Origin of the sequence: Streptomyces sp. NPDC094034, assembly GCF_040303865.1 — a bacterium.
Classification (GTDB): Bacteria; Actinomycetota; Actinomycetes; order Streptomycetales; family Streptomycetaceae; genus Streptomyces.
Genome location: NZ_JBEOUD010000034.1, coordinates 14,235 through 28,450 on the forward strand (window position 1 = coordinate 14,235; position 14,216 = coordinate 28,450).

The 14,216-nt window shown below is 71.2% G+C and carries 14 protein-coding genes and 1 riboswitch; of the genes, 8 read left to right on the forward strand and 6 right to left on the reverse strand.

Annotated features, from left to right (window positions below):
- Nucleotides 1-141 precede the first annotated feature (141 nt).
- The gene (locus ABTZ59_RS26370; RefSeq protein WP_351417231.1) at nucleotides 142-1,029 is read right to left on the reverse strand and encodes an SIS domain-containing protein; all 888 of its coding nucleotides are present in this window, start codon (nucleotides 1,027-1,029) and stop codon (nucleotides 142-144) included.
- 176 nt (nucleotides 1,030-1,205) lie between these two features.
- Here ABTZ59_RS26370 and ABTZ59_RS26375 point away from each other — a divergent pair, with 176 nt between their 5' ends.
- A complete protein-coding gene (locus tag ABTZ59_RS26375) occupies nucleotides 1,206-2,003 on the forward strand; it encodes a DeoR/GlpR family DNA-binding transcription regulator (protein WP_351417235.1) in 798 nt (265 codons plus the stop codon).
- Between the two features lie 150 nt (nucleotides 2,004-2,153).
- Here the strand turns inward: ABTZ59_RS26375 and ABTZ59_RS26380 are convergent, their stop codons facing one another.
- Nucleotides 2,154-3,422 carry an MBL fold metallo-hydrolase gene (locus tag ABTZ59_RS26380; RefSeq protein ID WP_351417239.1) on the reverse strand — a complete coding sequence of 423 codons (1,269 nt, stop codon included), beginning with the start codon at nucleotides 3,420-3,422 and terminating at the stop codon, nucleotides 2,154-2,156.
- 245 nt (nucleotides 3,423-3,667) lie between these two features.
- Here ABTZ59_RS26380 and ABTZ59_RS26385 point away from each other — a divergent pair, with 245 nt between their 5' ends.
- Complete coding sequence (locus tag ABTZ59_RS26385; protein ID WP_351417568.1) at nucleotides 3,668-3,958, forward strand: TetR family transcriptional regulator C-terminal domain-containing protein; 291 nt, start codon at nucleotides 3,668-3,670, stop codon at nucleotides 3,956-3,958.
- A 97-nt stretch (nucleotides 3,959-4,055) separates the two neighbouring features.
- Nucleotides 4,056-4,973: a carbohydrate kinase family protein gene (locus ABTZ59_RS26390; RefSeq protein WP_351417244.1), complete on the forward strand. Its 918-nt coding sequence runs from the start codon at nucleotides 4,056-4,058 to the stop codon at nucleotides 4,971-4,973.
- A 55-nt stretch (nucleotides 4,974-5,028) separates the two neighbouring features.
- Here ABTZ59_RS26390 and ABTZ59_RS26395 read toward each other — a convergent pair whose 3' ends face one another.
- Nucleotides 5,029-6,030 (reverse strand): DUF6745 domain-containing protein, encoded by a 1,002-nt coding sequence (locus tag ABTZ59_RS26395; protein ID WP_351417248.1) that lies wholly within the window; start codon nucleotides 6,028-6,030, stop codon nucleotides 5,029-5,031.
- A 125-nt stretch (nucleotides 6,031-6,155) separates the two neighbouring features.
- Nucleotides 6,156-6,494: a DUF8820 family protein gene (locus ABTZ59_RS26400; RefSeq protein ID WP_249947420.1), complete on the reverse strand. Its 339-nt coding sequence runs from the start codon at nucleotides 6,492-6,494 to the stop codon at nucleotides 6,156-6,158.
- A gap of 159 nt (nucleotides 6,495-6,653) precedes the next feature.
- Between ABTZ59_RS26400 and ABTZ59_RS26405 the strand changes: the two genes are divergently transcribed.
- The 5 genes from ABTZ59_RS26405 to ABTZ59_RS26425 all read left to right on the forward strand — a co-directional run bounded on the left by ABTZ59_RS26405 (nucleotide 6,654) and on the right by ABTZ59_RS26425 (nucleotide 11,857).
- Nucleotides 6,654-7,616, forward strand: a complete 963-nt coding sequence (locus ABTZ59_RS26405) for an STM4015 family protein (RefSeq protein ID WP_351417254.1) — start codon at nucleotides 6,654-6,656, stop codon at nucleotides 7,614-7,616.
- 75 nt (nucleotides 7,617-7,691) lie between these two features.
- Nucleotides 7,692-8,819 carry an STM4014 family protein gene (locus ABTZ59_RS26410; protein WP_351417574.1) on the forward strand — a complete coding sequence of 376 codons (1,128 nt, stop codon included), beginning with the start codon at nucleotides 7,692-7,694 and terminating at the stop codon, nucleotides 8,817-8,819.
- On the forward strand, nucleotides 8,816-9,628 hold the full coding sequence (locus tag ABTZ59_RS26415) for an STM4013/SEN3800 family hydrolase (RefSeq protein WP_351417578.1): 813 nt from the start codon (nucleotides 8,816-8,818) through the stop codon (nucleotides 9,626-9,628). Before ABTZ59_RS26410 ends, ABTZ59_RS26415 begins: the two co-directional genes overlap by 4 nt.
- Nucleotides 9,625-10,971, forward strand: coding sequence for an STM4012 family radical SAM protein (locus ABTZ59_RS26420; RefSeq protein WP_351417258.1), 1,347 nt, complete (start codon nucleotides 9,625-9,627; stop codon nucleotides 10,969-10,971). Before ABTZ59_RS26415 ends, ABTZ59_RS26420 begins: the two co-directional genes overlap by 4 nt.
- Nucleotides 10,972-10,978: 7 nt before the next feature.
- Nucleotides 10,979-11,857, forward strand: coding sequence for an STM4011 family radical SAM protein (locus ABTZ59_RS26425; protein WP_351417264.1), 879 nt, complete (start codon nucleotides 10,979-10,981; stop codon nucleotides 11,855-11,857).
- Here ABTZ59_RS26425 and ABTZ59_RS26430 read toward each other — a convergent pair.
- The gene (locus ABTZ59_RS26430; protein WP_351417269.1) at nucleotides 11,847-12,671 is read right to left on the reverse strand and encodes an SGNH/GDSL hydrolase family protein; all 825 of its coding nucleotides are present in this window, start codon (nucleotides 12,669-12,671) and stop codon (nucleotides 11,847-11,849) included. The two genes, ABTZ59_RS26425 and ABTZ59_RS26430, sit on opposite strands and share 11 nt — an antisense overlap.
- A 170-nt stretch (nucleotides 12,672-12,841) precedes the next feature.
- The gene (locus ABTZ59_RS26435) at nucleotides 12,842-14,005 is read right to left on the reverse strand and encodes a M23 family metallopeptidase (RefSeq protein WP_351417273.1); all 1,164 of its coding nucleotides are present in this window, start codon (nucleotides 14,003-14,005) and stop codon (nucleotides 12,842-12,844) included.
- Between the two features lie 4 nt (nucleotides 14,006-14,009).
- A riboswitch (cyclic di-AMP (ydaO/yuaA leader) is annotated at nucleotides 14,010-14,174 on the reverse strand.
- Between the last annotated feature and the right edge of the window lie 42 nt (nucleotides 14,175-14,216).

Below are 14,216 nucleotides of genomic sequence, written 5' to 3' on the forward strand. Positions count from 1 at the left end.
CACGTTCGGCCCGGCGCGAGGCACCGGGCCGAACTCCTCAACGAGGACTGGAGAGACGGGAGAGGGGCCGAGGACGGAAAGACGGCGAGGAGAAAGGGGAGAGAGGAGAGAAAGGGGAAGGGGGGAAGGGGGGAAAGCGGCTCAGGAGGACGGCGACAGAATCACGGAGCGGCTGAGATGGCGCGGGTTGTCCGGGTCGAGACCGCGCCGGTCCGCCAGCGCGAGGGCGAGCCGCTGGATCCGTACCAGTTCGGCCAGTGGGTCGAGCGTCCCCGCCACCCACAGCCCGCCGGTGGCCCGCACCTGCTCCGCCAGCCCCTCGGGGGCCGGCCCGAGCGCCCATGTCGCCGTCCCCTGGGTCGTGATGCTGATGGGACCGTGGCGGTATTCCATCGCCGGATACGCCTCGGTCCACGCCAGCGCCGCCTCGCGCATCTTGAGGGCGCCCTCCTCCGCAAGCCCCACCGTCCAGCCCCGGCCGAGGAAGGTGAACTGCGTGCAGTCGCTCACGCCCGCGGGCAGCGGCTGCGCGAGGGCCGTCTCCGCGTCCGTGACCGCCGCGTCCGGGTGCAGCCCGAGGTGCGCGCGGAGCAGCGTGAGCGCGGTGGTGGCGAAGCGTGTCTGAACGACGGAACGCTCATCGGCGAAGTCCAGTACGACCAGATCGTCGGCGGCTGTACGTACCGGCGTCTCCGGGTCCGCGGTGATCGCGGTCGTACGAGCGGTACCGCGGACATCCGCGAGCAGGGACAGCACTTCGGTGGTCGTCCCCGACCGGGTCAGCGCCACGATCCGGTCGTAGCGGCGGCCGGCGGGGAACTCGGAAGCGGCGAACGCGTCCGTCTCGCCCAGCCCCGCCCCCTCTCGCAGCCCGGCGTAGGCGCGGGCCATGAACAGCGAGGTGCCACAGCCGATGACAGCCGTGCGCTCGCCTGTCTCGGGCAGCTTGTCGCGCATGGACTCGGCCAGGGCCGCAGCCCGGCGCCAGCACTCGGGCTGACTGGCCAGTTCCGTCTCCACATGCGTCATGTGCGTCTCCACTCCCCTGAGTCGTACGACTCCGAGCCGCACGACTTCGAGCCGCGCGATCCCGAGCCCCTATGATTGTTTTCGCATGTTAGACGACTCTTTCAATCACAAACAAGCAATCTCGTCGACGTCACGAGCACATAGGATCAAGAGTCCACGGGATCGAGGGGGTTACGGTGAATCGCCATGAGCGGCATACGACCTTGCTTGAGCTGCTGACCGAGCGGCATCAGCTGGAGGTCGAGGCCGTCGCCGCGGAGCTGGGGGTGTCCGTGGCGACCATCCGCCGTGATCTCGATCACCTCGCGGAGCAGCAGTTGGTGACACGTACCCGGGGCGGGGCGGTGGCACACTCCGTCGCGTACGAACTGCCGCTGCGGTACAAGGCGGTACGGCACGCCGCGGCGAAGGAGCGCATCGCGCGTGCCGCGGCGGCGATGACCGAACGCGGCATGGTGGTCGGGCTGAACGGCGGGACGACCACCTCGGAGGTGGCCAGGGCGCTCGCCACCCGCGGTGAGCTGCGGGGAACCGCCGAGGAGCGGATGGCGGACGAGCCCGCGCTCACGATCGTCACGAACGCGCTCAACATCGCCCATGAACTGGCCGTTCGCCCGCACATCAAGGTGGTGACGACGGGCGGGGTCGCGATGCCCCAGTCGTACGAGCTGGTCGGGCCGCTGGCCCGGCACATCATCGGCGAGGTCAGCCTCGACATCGCGTTCATCGGCGTTGACGCCGTCGACACGGAGTCGGGTGCCGGTGCCCACAGCGAGCACGAGGCGAGCATCAACGCGCTGCTGGCCGAGCGGGCGCGGATTCTGGTCGTGGTGGCGGACAGCTCCAAGCTGGGGGCCCGAGCGTTCGCGCGGATCTGTCCGGTGGAGGACATCGGGACGCTCATCACGGACTCCGGCGCACCGGAGTGGGCGCGCCGGTTCGAGGAGCGCGGGGTACGCGTCGTCCAGGTCTGAAAGGTCTGAGCGGACGGCCCTCGCCGCGCCCGCGCCCCCAGCCTCCCCGCCCCGGTCCCCGCTTCCCCGCGTTCCCGCGCCCCCGTCCTCGCGTGCTTGCGCTCCGTGTGGCCTACGCCCCTGTGTCCGTGTGCCGATGCCCCCGTGTGCCTACGCGGAGGACGCGCTCTCGGCCGTCTCCTCCGTCTTCCCGCCGTCGCCCCTGCCCGCGGTGTCGCCCGCCGCCGCCTTCGCCGCCGGTGCACCCGCCGCGGAGGGCGCGGTCACGGGCGCGGTCACGGCGGGCCAGCCCTCGGCCGGTACGGCGGCCACCGAGCGCCACCACGGGGCATCGGGAACCTCGTCCGCGGTGGGCTCGAAGGGCTGGCCGGGGCGCGGCAGCGCGATCCCGGCGCCCGCTTCGGCGGCGGCGGTGACCGTGCCCTCGCCGGGCTCGGCCCACGGGTGCGGCGCGAGGTTGAACGTGCCCCAGTGGATCGGCAGCATCACACCGGACGGACGGCCGCCCTGGAGATCGAGATGGGCACGCATGCCCTCGGCCGGGGTCATATGGATATCGGGCCAGTACTCGCTGTACGCACCGATCTGGATCATGGTCGCGTCGAACGGTCCGTGCTCGGCTCCGATGTCCCGGAATCCGGGGAAGTAGCCGGTGTCCCCGCTGTGGTAGACGCGGTGCTCGGGACCTTCCACGGCCCAGGAGGCCCAGAGGGTGTGCTGCTGGTTGCGCAGACCCCGACCGCAGAAGTGCCGCGCCGGGGTGGCGGTCAGCCGGATTCCGGCGACCTCGGTGGACTCGTTCCAGTCCAACTCACGCAGCCGGGACGCGGCCACGCCCCACCGCTCCAGATGGGCGCCGACACCGAGCGGGACGGCGAAGACCGTGTCCGTGGAGGCGAGGGCCCGGATCGAGGGCAGATCCAGGTGGTCGTAGTGGTCGTGGGAGATCACGACGACATCGACGGGACCGAGGGAGGCGAGCGGCACGGGCACGGGGTGCAGCCGCTTCGGCCCGGCGAAGGCGAACGGCGAACATCGCTCACCCCAGACGGGGTCGAAGAGCACGCGCCGGCCGTCGATCTCGGCGAGAACACTCGAATGCCCCATCCAGGTGAGCCGGAGGCCCGAGACCGGGGGCGCGGCGAGGTCCGCGAGGGTGGTGGAGTGCACGGGGATGGTGCCGATCGGCGCGCGCCGGGCGCGCGCCTCCTTCTGGAAGTAGATCTTCGCGAACTCCAGTCCCGAAGCGCCGGACGGTCTGGTCCTGGCACCCACCGGGTTCTGGAACACCCCGTCGGCGAAGTTCGGCGAGCGGTGGATCCGCTCCAGCCGCTCGCCCGCCGAATCGGCCCCGAAGGCCGCGGGTCGCAGCGAGCGCAGCCGGGAGCGCAACGAAAGGGGGGAACCAGCGCCTGTCACAGCACCTCCTGGAGGTTCGGTGTCGTCCCATTATGTCCGGGTGCGTACCTCGGTGCGGGTCGAGTCGACCGGAATCGATCGGGGCCCCACCCGGGCCGACGTACGCCCGTCCAACGTCGTCATTGCCCCCGGGATTCCCAAGTACGCCCCCGAGTCGTCATCGCACTGCGGTACGAGTGGTACGGATGAGGCGCCCGGGGCGGTCTCGTCGATAGGGTGGCGCCGTGGCGAGAGTGCGGCTGAGTGTGGCGGAACGGCGCGAGGATCCGCTGCGTGCCGCCGTCGCGCGGATCGAAGGTCGGATCGAGGCTCGGGGCGTGGCCGCCGTGCGGATCTCCGACGTCGCCTTCCACTGCGCGGACCCGGTGTCGGCGGCCTGGCGGCTGACCGCCATGCTGGACGGCCTCGCGGTTCAGATGACGTCGTACGAGGGTTCACCGCCGCTCGCCAGAATGCTGGAGTGGGCCGACGACGCTCTGGCACGCGAACTGGGGCTGGACAGGGCGGCCTTCGGGCTGTCCGGCCCCGGAACGTAGCCGGACAGACAAACGGACAGACGAACCGACAGACAGATGGACAGCTCGACAGACCCAGGTCGGCGGACGCCGACCCCAGGCGGCGGAAAGGGAGATCGTGGCCCAGCAGCGGACCGACCAGCTCCATCATGATGTGCTGGTCGTCGGGGGCAGCGGAGTGGATACGGTCGTCCGGGTCGACTCGCTGCCGGTGCCACTCGCCGATTCGGTATCGGTGGGGCCGATCCTCGAATGGCCCGGGCACACCGGCGGCAATGTGGCCCTCGGCTGCCGGAATCTCGGCCTGAACGTCAAGTTCCTCGACTACCTGGGAGACGACTGGACCGGCGAACGGGTCCGGGAGCGGCTCACCCGCGGTGGTGTGGACTTCGAGGCGCTGATCTCCCCCGCGGGCACCCGGCGCGCGGTCAATCTCGTGGAGAAGACGGGCCGCCGGATGTCCTTCCATGACGCCAGGGACCCGGGCGATCTGCGGATGCCGCGCGACTTCTATCTTCCCCATCTCGAACGCAGCCGCCATGTCCATCTGTCGATCACCAACTTCGCCCGGTTCCTCTATGACGACATCGAGGCGCTGGGCGTCCCCGTCTCGACCGATCTGCACGACTGGGACGGTCTCGCCGACCACCACAGGGACTTCGCCCTCCGCTCCGACCTGGTGTTCCTCAGCGCCGCCGGAGCGAGCGAGCGGATCGCCTCGGTGATGCGGGAGATCCTGCGCGAGGGCCGGGCCGAGGCGGTCGTGGCGACGGCGGGCGCGGGCGGCTCGTATGTGATGAGCCGTGAGGGGAGCCGTACGCCGCGCCCGGTCAGGGCGACTGTCCCGCCCGCGCCGGTGGTGGACTCCAACGGCGCGGGTGACGCGTACGTCTGCGGCTTCCTGTACGGGCGGCTGGCCGGACGCGACCTGGAGGAGTGCGCCCGGCTCGGCGCCGTGGCGGGTGCCTACGCCTGTACGGGCGAGGGCAATGAGGCGCTGATCGGACCGGACGAACTGCTGGCGGCCGCTGTCTGACCGTCCCGGGTCCCGGCGCCCCCACACCGGTGTGTCCGGCCGCCCGAATCCCCGTTCAGGTCTGCCGCACCGGCGCGTACATCTCCTCCTCCACCCCGAAGGTCCAGGCGACCCCGGCCTTCGCCGTGGACACCGAGGGCGGCACGCGCAGCCAGTAGGTGCGGTACGTACCGTCAGGCTCGGGTGTGGAGTTGACGACCTCGACCATCGCGACATCCTCGTCGCCATCCAGCGCGATCCGCCACAGCACACCGGTCTCGTCGCGGTGGACGGGCCGCGCTCCCGACTCGTTCAGATAGCGGTCGTAGCCGTAGTACTCCAGCATCACGCGGCGCAGCTCGGCATTGGCCTCGGTACGGATGCGCTCGGGGGTCAAGGACGTCAGACCGGTGAGGAATTCGGCGGGGACGGGCATCCCACGCCACGCGTACAGCGCGAAGCCGTCGGGATAGGCGAGCGCGGGGCCGTCCCCCCGGTCCAGCCGGCCCGCCTCGTCGCGGTGGAGCGCGACGGGACGCTCGCAGATCACCACGGCGCGTTCGTACGGCCACCACCAGCCGGCGTGCCGCGCCACCTGCGCGAGTCCTTCGAGGCGTTCACCGCGGCCGTCGAACGCGGCGAGCCAGGCCGCGTCGTGCTGGCCGAGCACCGCGTCGAGCAGCACCGCGCGGATCTCGGCCGCCTCGGCGGGCCGGTCTGCGCATGCTTCCACTATTCCGGTGCGTATCCGCTCGGCGAGCGCCCGGGTGGTGTCCCAGAGCCGCGCGCCGGTGGTGTTCCAGTGCTCGGCCCAGCCCGCCGGCCCCAACGCGTCGTGCACCCTGCGCCGTTCCTCGGCCCACGGGTGCGTGCGCACCTCGTCGCGCACGGACCGTCCCGCGTCGCCGAGCGACCGCGCGGTCCGTGCGCCGGCCAGCGGTGAGCCCGCCCAGATGATCCGCTCGGGCTCCGCGAGGCCCGCGCCGCGGTAGGCGAGCCGCACCCCGCGCTCGGCGGCGGCCCGGTCCGTCTCGCCCGTCGCCGCCGCGACCGCCCGCCATGTCTCCACGTCACTCATCCCCGAAGCCCCATCCCGTGTCCTTGTCGTCCTCTGTCATGCCCGTCCCCCTGTCTTGCCTGTGCACCGTTTCCATACCGCTGTCACCGCGAGGTCCGCCGCCGGGCCGTGCTGACCGCACGCCCTCAGTCCGCGACCATGCGCACCGCGCCCGGCAGGTACTCGCGCTGGCGCACCACCCGGAACCACCCCTTGGGCAGCGGTATCGCCGCGTGCTCCTCGTGCACGACCCGCCCGCCTTCCGGAAGATGGAGGAACATCGGTCCGAGCTGGTCGCCGGGCTCACGGACGAGCCTGCCGGGTCCGGTCACCGCGTGGGCGTGGCCGGTGACCTCACCGAGGGCCAGGACCAGCCGTCCCCGCGCGTCCCTCGGCTCACCGGGGGCGTGCTCGGCGTCCACGAGACGCGACGGCACCGTCTCCTCCGCGACGGGCACGATAAGGACGTCTCCTTGCCGGAACATGGCTCTCCCCTCGACCGGCGGCGCCGAGTGCGCCGACCTGTGAACGACGCTAAGGGGAGGGTCTGACAGTCGGCCCCGGCACGAGGCGTTGTCAGTGGCCGCTGGTAGAACTGCTGCACATCAGCCGATCACATGTCACAGGTGTCTGGAGCGTTCGTCATGGCCATCTCGAACCATCTGCGGGAGTTCCACGGCCTGCCCGCGTTCGACTTCCCCGCGGCGGAAACGGCGGAATCGAAGGCGGAACTGCCCGAACCGGCCGCCGTGGCCTGGCGTATCTCGGTCGACTCGTACGAGGCCGAGGAGGAGTGGGAGGCGGCGTTCGCGCGCTTCGCCGAGTCCGTGGACACCACCGAGGTGCGTGCGCTGATCGTCGGTTCCTGGAGCGATGTCTACGACACGGGCCCGGACGAGGTGATCTCGGCGCTCGTCGCGGCCCGCGACCGACTGCCCGCGCTGCGCGCGCTGTTCCTCGGTGACATCACGTTCATGGAGTGCGAGATCTCCTGGATCAACCAAGGGCTGGTGACCCCACTGCTCGACGCCTTCCCCGAGCTGCGCGAGTTCGGGGTCCGCGGCGGACAGGAGCTGCGTTTCCCCGCCGTCCGGCATGCGCGGCTGCGCTCGCTCACCATCGAGACGGGCGGCCTGGACGCCGAAGTGGTGCGGTCCGTCGGGGCGAGCGACTTCCCCGAGCTGGAGCATCTCGATCTCTGGCTCGGTACGTCGTGGTACGGCGCGAACGCTCAAGTGTCCGATCTGGCACCGATCCTGGCCGGTGCGCGGCTGCCCCGGCTGCGGTCACTGGCCCTGCGCAACAGCGAGATACAGGACGAGATCGCCGTGGCGCTGTCGGGCGCCCCGGTCGTGGCCGGGCTGGAGACGCTCGACCTCTCGATGGGCACGCTCGGCGACGAGGGAGCGGAGGCTCTGCTCGGCGGCCAGCCGCTCAGCCATCTCAAGCAGCTCGATCTGCACCACAATTATCTCGGCGAGGCGATGCGCGAGCGGCTCCTCGACACGCTGGGCGCGGCCGGTGTCGAGATCGACCTCTCGGACAACACGGAGGCGGACCGTGAGTCGGACGGCGTCGAGCACCGCTACACCGCGGTGGCGGAGTAACAGGTGACCCGGGACCCGAGCGACACGTCCCCGCGCGACACGTCCCCACGCGGCGCCGACCCGGCCCCGCGTGGCCTGGTCGTGGTCGGGATCCCCGGCAACCGCCGCGTGTCCCTGTTCCAGGACGCCGTGCGGGCTGCCGGGCTGTCTCCCGCCCGCGAGGTGGCCTGGCGCGATGTGCTGGACGGCCGGGCTCGGTTCACGGCCGGTGAGACGGTACGGATCGACTCCCCGGGCGAGGACCCGGAGGTGGACAGGCTGCTGCGCGACATGGACGACCCGACCCGTGTCGAGGGCACGGCCCGCTGGTACGAGCGGTTCACGGCGCTCGCCCGGAGCCTCGGCCGGGCGGCCTCCGCCGCCGGAGCCGATCTGCTCGACGACCCCGAGGAGTTGGCGGTCCTCTTCGACAAGCGGCTCTGCCATGGCGTGCTCGACGCGGCGGGGGTCCGCGTTCCCGTGTCGCCCACCTCGGGCCCCGCCGGGCCGGCCGTGTCCGGCTGGGACGATGTACGCGCGCTGATGGCCGGGGCCGGGCTCCGGCGCGCGTTCGTCAAGATCGCCCACGGCTCGTCGGCCTCCGGTGTCCTGGCCGTCGAGCGGGCGGGCCCGGGCCGGGTGCGCGCTCTCACCTCCGTCGAACGGGACGGCGCGGGCCGCCTCTTCAACTCCCTGCGGATTCGCGACTACACCGGTGAGCGCGACGTGGCCGCGATCATCGACGCCCTCGCGCCCGACGGACTGCATATCGAGCAGTGGATACCGAAGGCGGTCCTGGACGGCAGGTCGGCCGATCTGCGGGTGGTGGTCGTCGCGGGCCGCGCGACGCATGTGGTCGTACGGACCAGCCGCTCGCCCATGACCAATCTCCATCTGGGCGGCAAACGCGGGGATCTGGACGCGGCCCGCGACATGATCAAGGCGTCCGGCGGCAGCTTCTCCACCGCTCTCACCCTCAGTGAGGCGGCGGCCGACCGCTTCCCCGGGACCCACTGCGTGGGTGTCGATCTGCTGCCCGCGCCGAGCTGGCGGCGGTACGCCGTCGGCGAGATCAACGCCTTCGGCGATCTGCTGCCCGGTCTCACGGGACTGCCGGGCCGCGGCGCCGAGGGCCTGGACACCTACGCGGCGCAGATCGCCGCCCTGCCGAGGCGTGCGACGCGCCGGACGACCGAGGAAGCGGTGTGCGGACCCCTGACATGAACGAGATCGTCGGGCGGGACGACCTCTTGCTCGTCACCCTCGACACACTGCGCTTCGATGTCGCGGAGGAGCTGGCCGCCGCGGGCCGCATCCCCCATCTCGCCCGGCATCTCCCGGGCGGTCGCTGGGAGAAGCGGCACGCGCCGGGCAGTTTCACCTACGCCTCGCATCAGGCGATCTTCGCCGGCTTTCTGCCCACCCCCGCCGTGCCGGGTCCGCACCCACGGCTGTTCGCCGCGCGCTTCGGCGGCAGCGAGACCACGGCCGACCGTACCTTCGTCTATGACACGCCGGATCTGGTCTCGGGCCTCGCGGCGGCCGGCTATCGCACGGTGTGCGTGGGCGGGGTCGGCTTCTTCAACCAGCGGGGCGCGCTCGGCTCCGTACTGCCGGGAATGTTCCAGGAGAGCCACTGGGAGCCGGAGTTCGGCGTGGCCTCCGCCACCTCGTTCGAGGCGCAGATCGAGCGCGCGGAGAAGGTCGTCGCCGGTCTGGCGCCCGACCAGCGGTTGTTCCTGTTCGTCAATGTGGCGGCGCTGCACCAGCCCAACTGGTTCCATCTGCCGGGTGCCACCCGGGAGGCGGGCGACTCGCGGGCCACGCACGCCGCCGCGCTGGAGTATGTCGACCGCCATATCGGCCGGCTCTTCGCCGCCGCGAGCAGCCGCCGGCGCTGCTTCGCGATCATCTGTTCCGACCATGGCACCGCTTATGGCGACGACGGCTGGACCGGCCACCGCCTGGGCCACGAGGTGGTCTGGACCGTGCCGTACGCCCATTTCTTCCTGGAGAGCGGGGCAGCCCGATGAGCACCACCCTCGCACCTCGTCCGTACGAGAGTTATGTCTACGCCTATCCGCACAAGACCGCCTACCGCCCGCTGGAGGACCGCCCGGCGCTGCGCGGGCTGTGGGCCGCTGAGCGCAAGGACGCGCTCTCCCTCTATCTGCACATCCCGTTCTGCGAGGTCCGCTGCGGCTTCTGCAATCTCTTCACCCGGATCGGCGCCCCCGACGAACTGACGACGCGCTATCTCGACGCGCTCGACCGACAGGCGACCGCCGTCCGCGACGCGCTGGGGGACTCGGGGACGGACTCCGTACGGTTCGCCGCGGCGGCCTTCGGCGGCGGTACGCCCACCTATCTGGACGCCGACGAGCTGGACCGGCTGTGCGACATCGCCGAGAAGCGGATGGGGGCCGATCTGCGAGCCGTCCCGCTCTCCGTGGAGACCTCTCCCGCCACGGCCACGGCCGACCGGCTGGCGGTGCTCGCCGAGCGGGGCGCCACGCGATTGAGCATCGGCGTCCAGAGCTTTGTCGACGCGGAGGCGAAGGCGGCCGTACGCCCACAGCGCCGCGCCGAGGTCGAGGCCGCGCTCGGCCGTGTCCGGGACGCCCGGATCCCCGTCCTGAACATCGATCTCATCTATGGCATCGACGGCCAGACGGAGGCGAGCTGGCGCCACTCCCTGGACGCCGCGCTCGCCTGGCGGCCCGAGGAGCTGTATCTCTACCCCCTGTATGTACGGCCTCTCACGGGCCTCGGCCGGCTCGGCGCGGGCGGTGACTCGGCCTGGGACGGCCAGCGGCTGCGGCTCTACCGGCAGGGCCGGGACCACCTGCTCGCGCGCGGCTACGAACAGCGGTCGATGCGCATGTTCCGCCGCCCGGACATCCCGTTCCAGGACGCCGGCGCGGACGACTACGCCTGCCAGACCGACGGAATGATCGGTCTGGGCTGCGGGGCCCGCTCGTACACCTCGGCTCTCCACTACTCCTTCGACTACGCGGTCGACATGCGCGAGATACGCGCCATCATCGACACCTACACGGCGACGGAGGACTTCTCCCGCGCGGAGGTGGGCCGCCGGATCGACGGTGACGAGGCCCGCCGCCGCCATCTTCTCCAGTCCCTCCTCCAAGCCGGGGGGATGACGGAGGCCGGCTACCGCGAGCGGTTCGGATCCGGCCCCGGTGAGGACTTCCCCGCCGAGCTGGCCCGGTTCGCGGCCCTCGGCTGGCTCGACGAGAGCGCGCCAACCGGCCTGCTGCGCCTCTCCCCCGAGGGGCTCGCGTACTCGGACGCGCTGGGTCCCGCGCTCTTCTCCCCCGCCGTACGGGCCTCGATGGCCGCGTACGAGAGGAAGTGAGACCCTCGTGGACCTGACGATCCTCTACCGCGGCCCGCTCGCCTCCTGCGACTACGACTGTCCCTACTGCCCGTTCGCCAAGCGCCGTGACAGCCGCGACCAACTGCGCGCCGACCGGGCCGCCCTGGAGCGCTTCACCTCCTGGGCGTCGGAGCGGCGGGAGGACAGACTGTCGGTGCTGTTCACTCCCTGGGGCGAAGGGCTGGTCCGTTCCTGGTACCGGCGCGCCCTCACCGAGCTGTCCCTGTTGCCGCACATCGGCCGGGTGGCGATCCAGACGAATCTCAGCTGCCGCACCGACTGGCTGGCGGACGCCGATCCCGCGAAGCTCGCCCTGTGGTGTACGTACCACCCGGGCCAGACGCCGTACGACCGCTTCCTCGCGAAGACCCATGAGCTGGCGGCCCGGTCGATCCGGTTCAGCGTGGGCGTCGTCGGCCTGCCGGACCATCTGGAGCTCGCGCGCAGGCTCCGCGCGGACCTGCCCGAGCGGGTGTATCTGTGGATCAACGCGGCCGAGGGGCAGGGCTATACGGACGAGGAGGCCGACCGCTGGACGGCCCTCGATCCGCTCTTCCCCTACAGCCGGCACCCGCACCGCTCGGCCGGTCTGCCCTGCCGGACGGGTGAGTCGGTGATCTCGGTGGACGGCGAGGGTACGGTGCGGCGCTGCCACTTCGTCCGCGCCGAGCTGGGCAATCTCTACGACGGGTCCTACCGGCGGGCGCTGGCTCCGCGGGCGTGCCCGCTGGCGGTGTGCGACTGCCATATCGGCTATGTCCATCTGGAGACACTGCCGTTGTACGACGTGTTCGCCGGAGGGGTGCTGGAACGGATCCCGGCGGGGATCGGACCGGCCGGATCCGCTCTGGGCGTCAGTGTTTGAGGGGCAAGAGGTCCGGACGCTTCGCTTCGACATGATCACCGGAGGATTCGCCGCGCAGCCGTCGCCCGATCCACGGCACCAGATACTCGCGCGCCCAGTGAATGTCGTCGCGCCGCTCCTCCAGCGTCCCCCGCGGCGGCTGCGGCGGCCACGGCTGGTCCGGGTCGGCGGGCACATCGAGGCCGAGCACCTGCGCGGCGCGCAGCGCGACACGCGTGTGTCCCTCGGGTGAGAGATGCAGCCGGTCGCCGTCCCAGGCCCGCCTGTCCTGTACGGACTTGAGCGACCAGAGGTCGAGCACCGGACAGTCGTAGCGGTCCGCGATGGCCCGTACGTGGGCGGTGTAGGTGGCGATCTTGCCGCGCAGATGGCGCAGCACGGGTACGCCCCGGGTGTCGAAGCCGGTGGTCACCATGACCGCGCCGACGGCACCGGAGAGATCGGCGACGGCCCGCTCGAAACGCTCGGCGACATCGTCGGGGTCGGTGCCGGGCCGGATGATGTCATTGCCGCCGGCGCAGAACGTCACGAGATCCGGGGCGAGTTCCTTCGCGCGCGGTATCTGTTCATCGACGATCTGGTCGAGGAGCCGGCCGCGTACGGCGAGATTCGCGTACCGGAAATCGCCGTGGACGGTGTCCGCCGTCGCACCGGAGACCGGCAGTTGGTCGGCGAGCAGGACCGCGAGCCGGTCCGCCCAGCCGACATACATCCCGTCGGGGCCCGGGTCTCCCACCCCCTCCGTGAAGCTGTCGCCGATCGCCGCGTACGACCCGAGTACGCCATTTCTTCTTGATCTCGAATCGTCTGCCACAGCACCACATCATCCACCGGCAGATGTGACCTACGCGACCGTAAGGAGGGGTTGACGGCGGGTGAGATATGCCATCGGTCAAGTTTCGGCCAAGCGGGAATAGGCGGAAACGGCCGCTGCCCGGCACGGAAAGTGCCGGGCAGCGGATTGAGTTGACGTGATCCGGTGATTCAGACGTTCACGCCGTTCTGCCGGAGGTAGGCCACCGGGTCGACGTCCGAGCCGTATTCGGGGCCGGTACGGATCTCGAAGTGCAGGTGCGGTCCAGTGGAATTGCCGGTGGAACCGGAGAGTCCGATTTCCTGACCCGCGCTGACGCTCTCGCCGGCGGAGACCTCCAGGGACGACAGGTGACCGTACTGCGAGTACATGCCGTCGCTGTGCTGGATGACGATCTGGTTGCCGTACGCGCCACCCCAGCCGGCCGTCACGACCGTACCGTCGCTGACCGCCTTCACGGGGGTGCCCGAGGACGCCGAGAAGTCGACACCGGTGTGGTAGCCGCTGGACCAGCTGGAGCCGGCGGCGCCGTACGGCGTGGAGGTCGGTCCGTCGACCGGCGCGGTGAAGCCGGAACCGGTGCTCGGCTCCGCGGTGTCGGCGGCGGGGGCCTCCTCGGTGGCCGGGGCGGCGGGCTCCTCGGTCGAACCGCTCGACGAAGAGTCGGCGGACGAGGAGTCGGCGGACGAGGAGTCGGCGGAGTCGTCCGAGGGAGCGGAGGAGTCGTCCGAGGGAGCGGAGGAGTCGTCCGAGGGAGCGGAGGAGTCGTCCGAGGGAGCGGAGGAGTCGTCCGAGGGAGCGGCGGAGTCGTCCGAGGGAGTGGAGGAGTCGTCCGAGGGAGTGACGTCGGCGGACGGGGCGGAGTCGTCCGAGGAGTTGGAGGGTTCCGCCGGAGCCTCGGACGGCGCGCTCGCCGCGGCCCGCCCGCCGAGGGTCAGCTCCAGGCCGGGGTGGATCAGCGACGGGTTGTCGCCGACGGCCTCACGGTTGTCCCGATACAGCCGATGCCAGCCGCCCCGCACATGGTGGTCGGCGGCGATCGTGGAGAGACAGTCGCCGGAGACCACGGTGTAGGTCCTCGCGACCCTGGTGGCGGCCTGGATGGCGGTCTGCTTCGTCTCGGCCCGCTGCTGGGCGCCGGACAGATTCTCGGCTTGGAGCGCGGAGGCGGGGGCGGCCTGCGGAGCGGCGGCGGGGGCCGCCTTCTCCGCGGCGTGCGCGCCGGTGGCGCCGATGAGCGGAAGCGCGATTGCCGCGCCACCCGTGCCCGCGGCGATGAATCCGCGCGAGATCGAATTGGACTTGGGACGGCGGTGCTTACCCTTCGAGGGCATGGCGAATTCCTCTCCGGCGCCTGCGAGGTGAGCTGTCGGGTTCGGGCTGGAGCTGCCCGGCCGCGCATGGTGCGCGACTTCACCCCGAGCCGTCCGAACTTCCGGATCGGCGTTCTACCTGGGTCCCCCGCTCCTGCCACGCGTTGATGAGTGGATGCGAATTCCAAGCGGCGGCAGGATTCGGCGATCCGCTTGGATTGAGGCTGAAGGT

Coding starts and splice junctions, on each gene's coding strand:
- ABTZ59_RS26370 (WP_351417231.1), bottom strand. CDS start 1,029: ATGACGCATGTGGAGACGGAACTGGCCAGTCAGCCCGAGTGCTGGCGC.
- ABTZ59_RS26395 (WP_351417248.1), bottom strand. CDS start 6,030: ATGAGTGACGTGGAGACATGGCGGGCGGTCGCGGCGGCGACGGGCGAG.
- ABTZ59_RS26400 (WP_249947420.1), bottom strand. CDS start 6,494: ATGTTCCGGCAAGGAGACGTCCTTATCGTGCCCGTCGCGGAGGAGACG.
- ABTZ59_RS26405 (WP_351417254.1), top strand. CDS start 6,654: ATGGCCATCTCGAACCATCTGCGGGAGTTCCACGGCCTGCCCGCGTTC.
- ABTZ59_RS26415 (WP_351417578.1), top strand. CDS start 8,816: ATGAACGAGATCGTCGGGCGGGACGACCTCTTGCTCGTCACCCTCGAC.
- ABTZ59_RS26420 (WP_351417258.1), top strand. CDS start 9,625: ATGAGCACCACCCTCGCACCTCGTCCGTACGAGAGTTATGTCTACGCC.
- ABTZ59_RS26435 (WP_351417273.1), bottom strand. CDS start 14,005: ATGCCCTCGAAGGGTAAGCACCGCCGTCCCAAGTCCAATTCGATCTCG.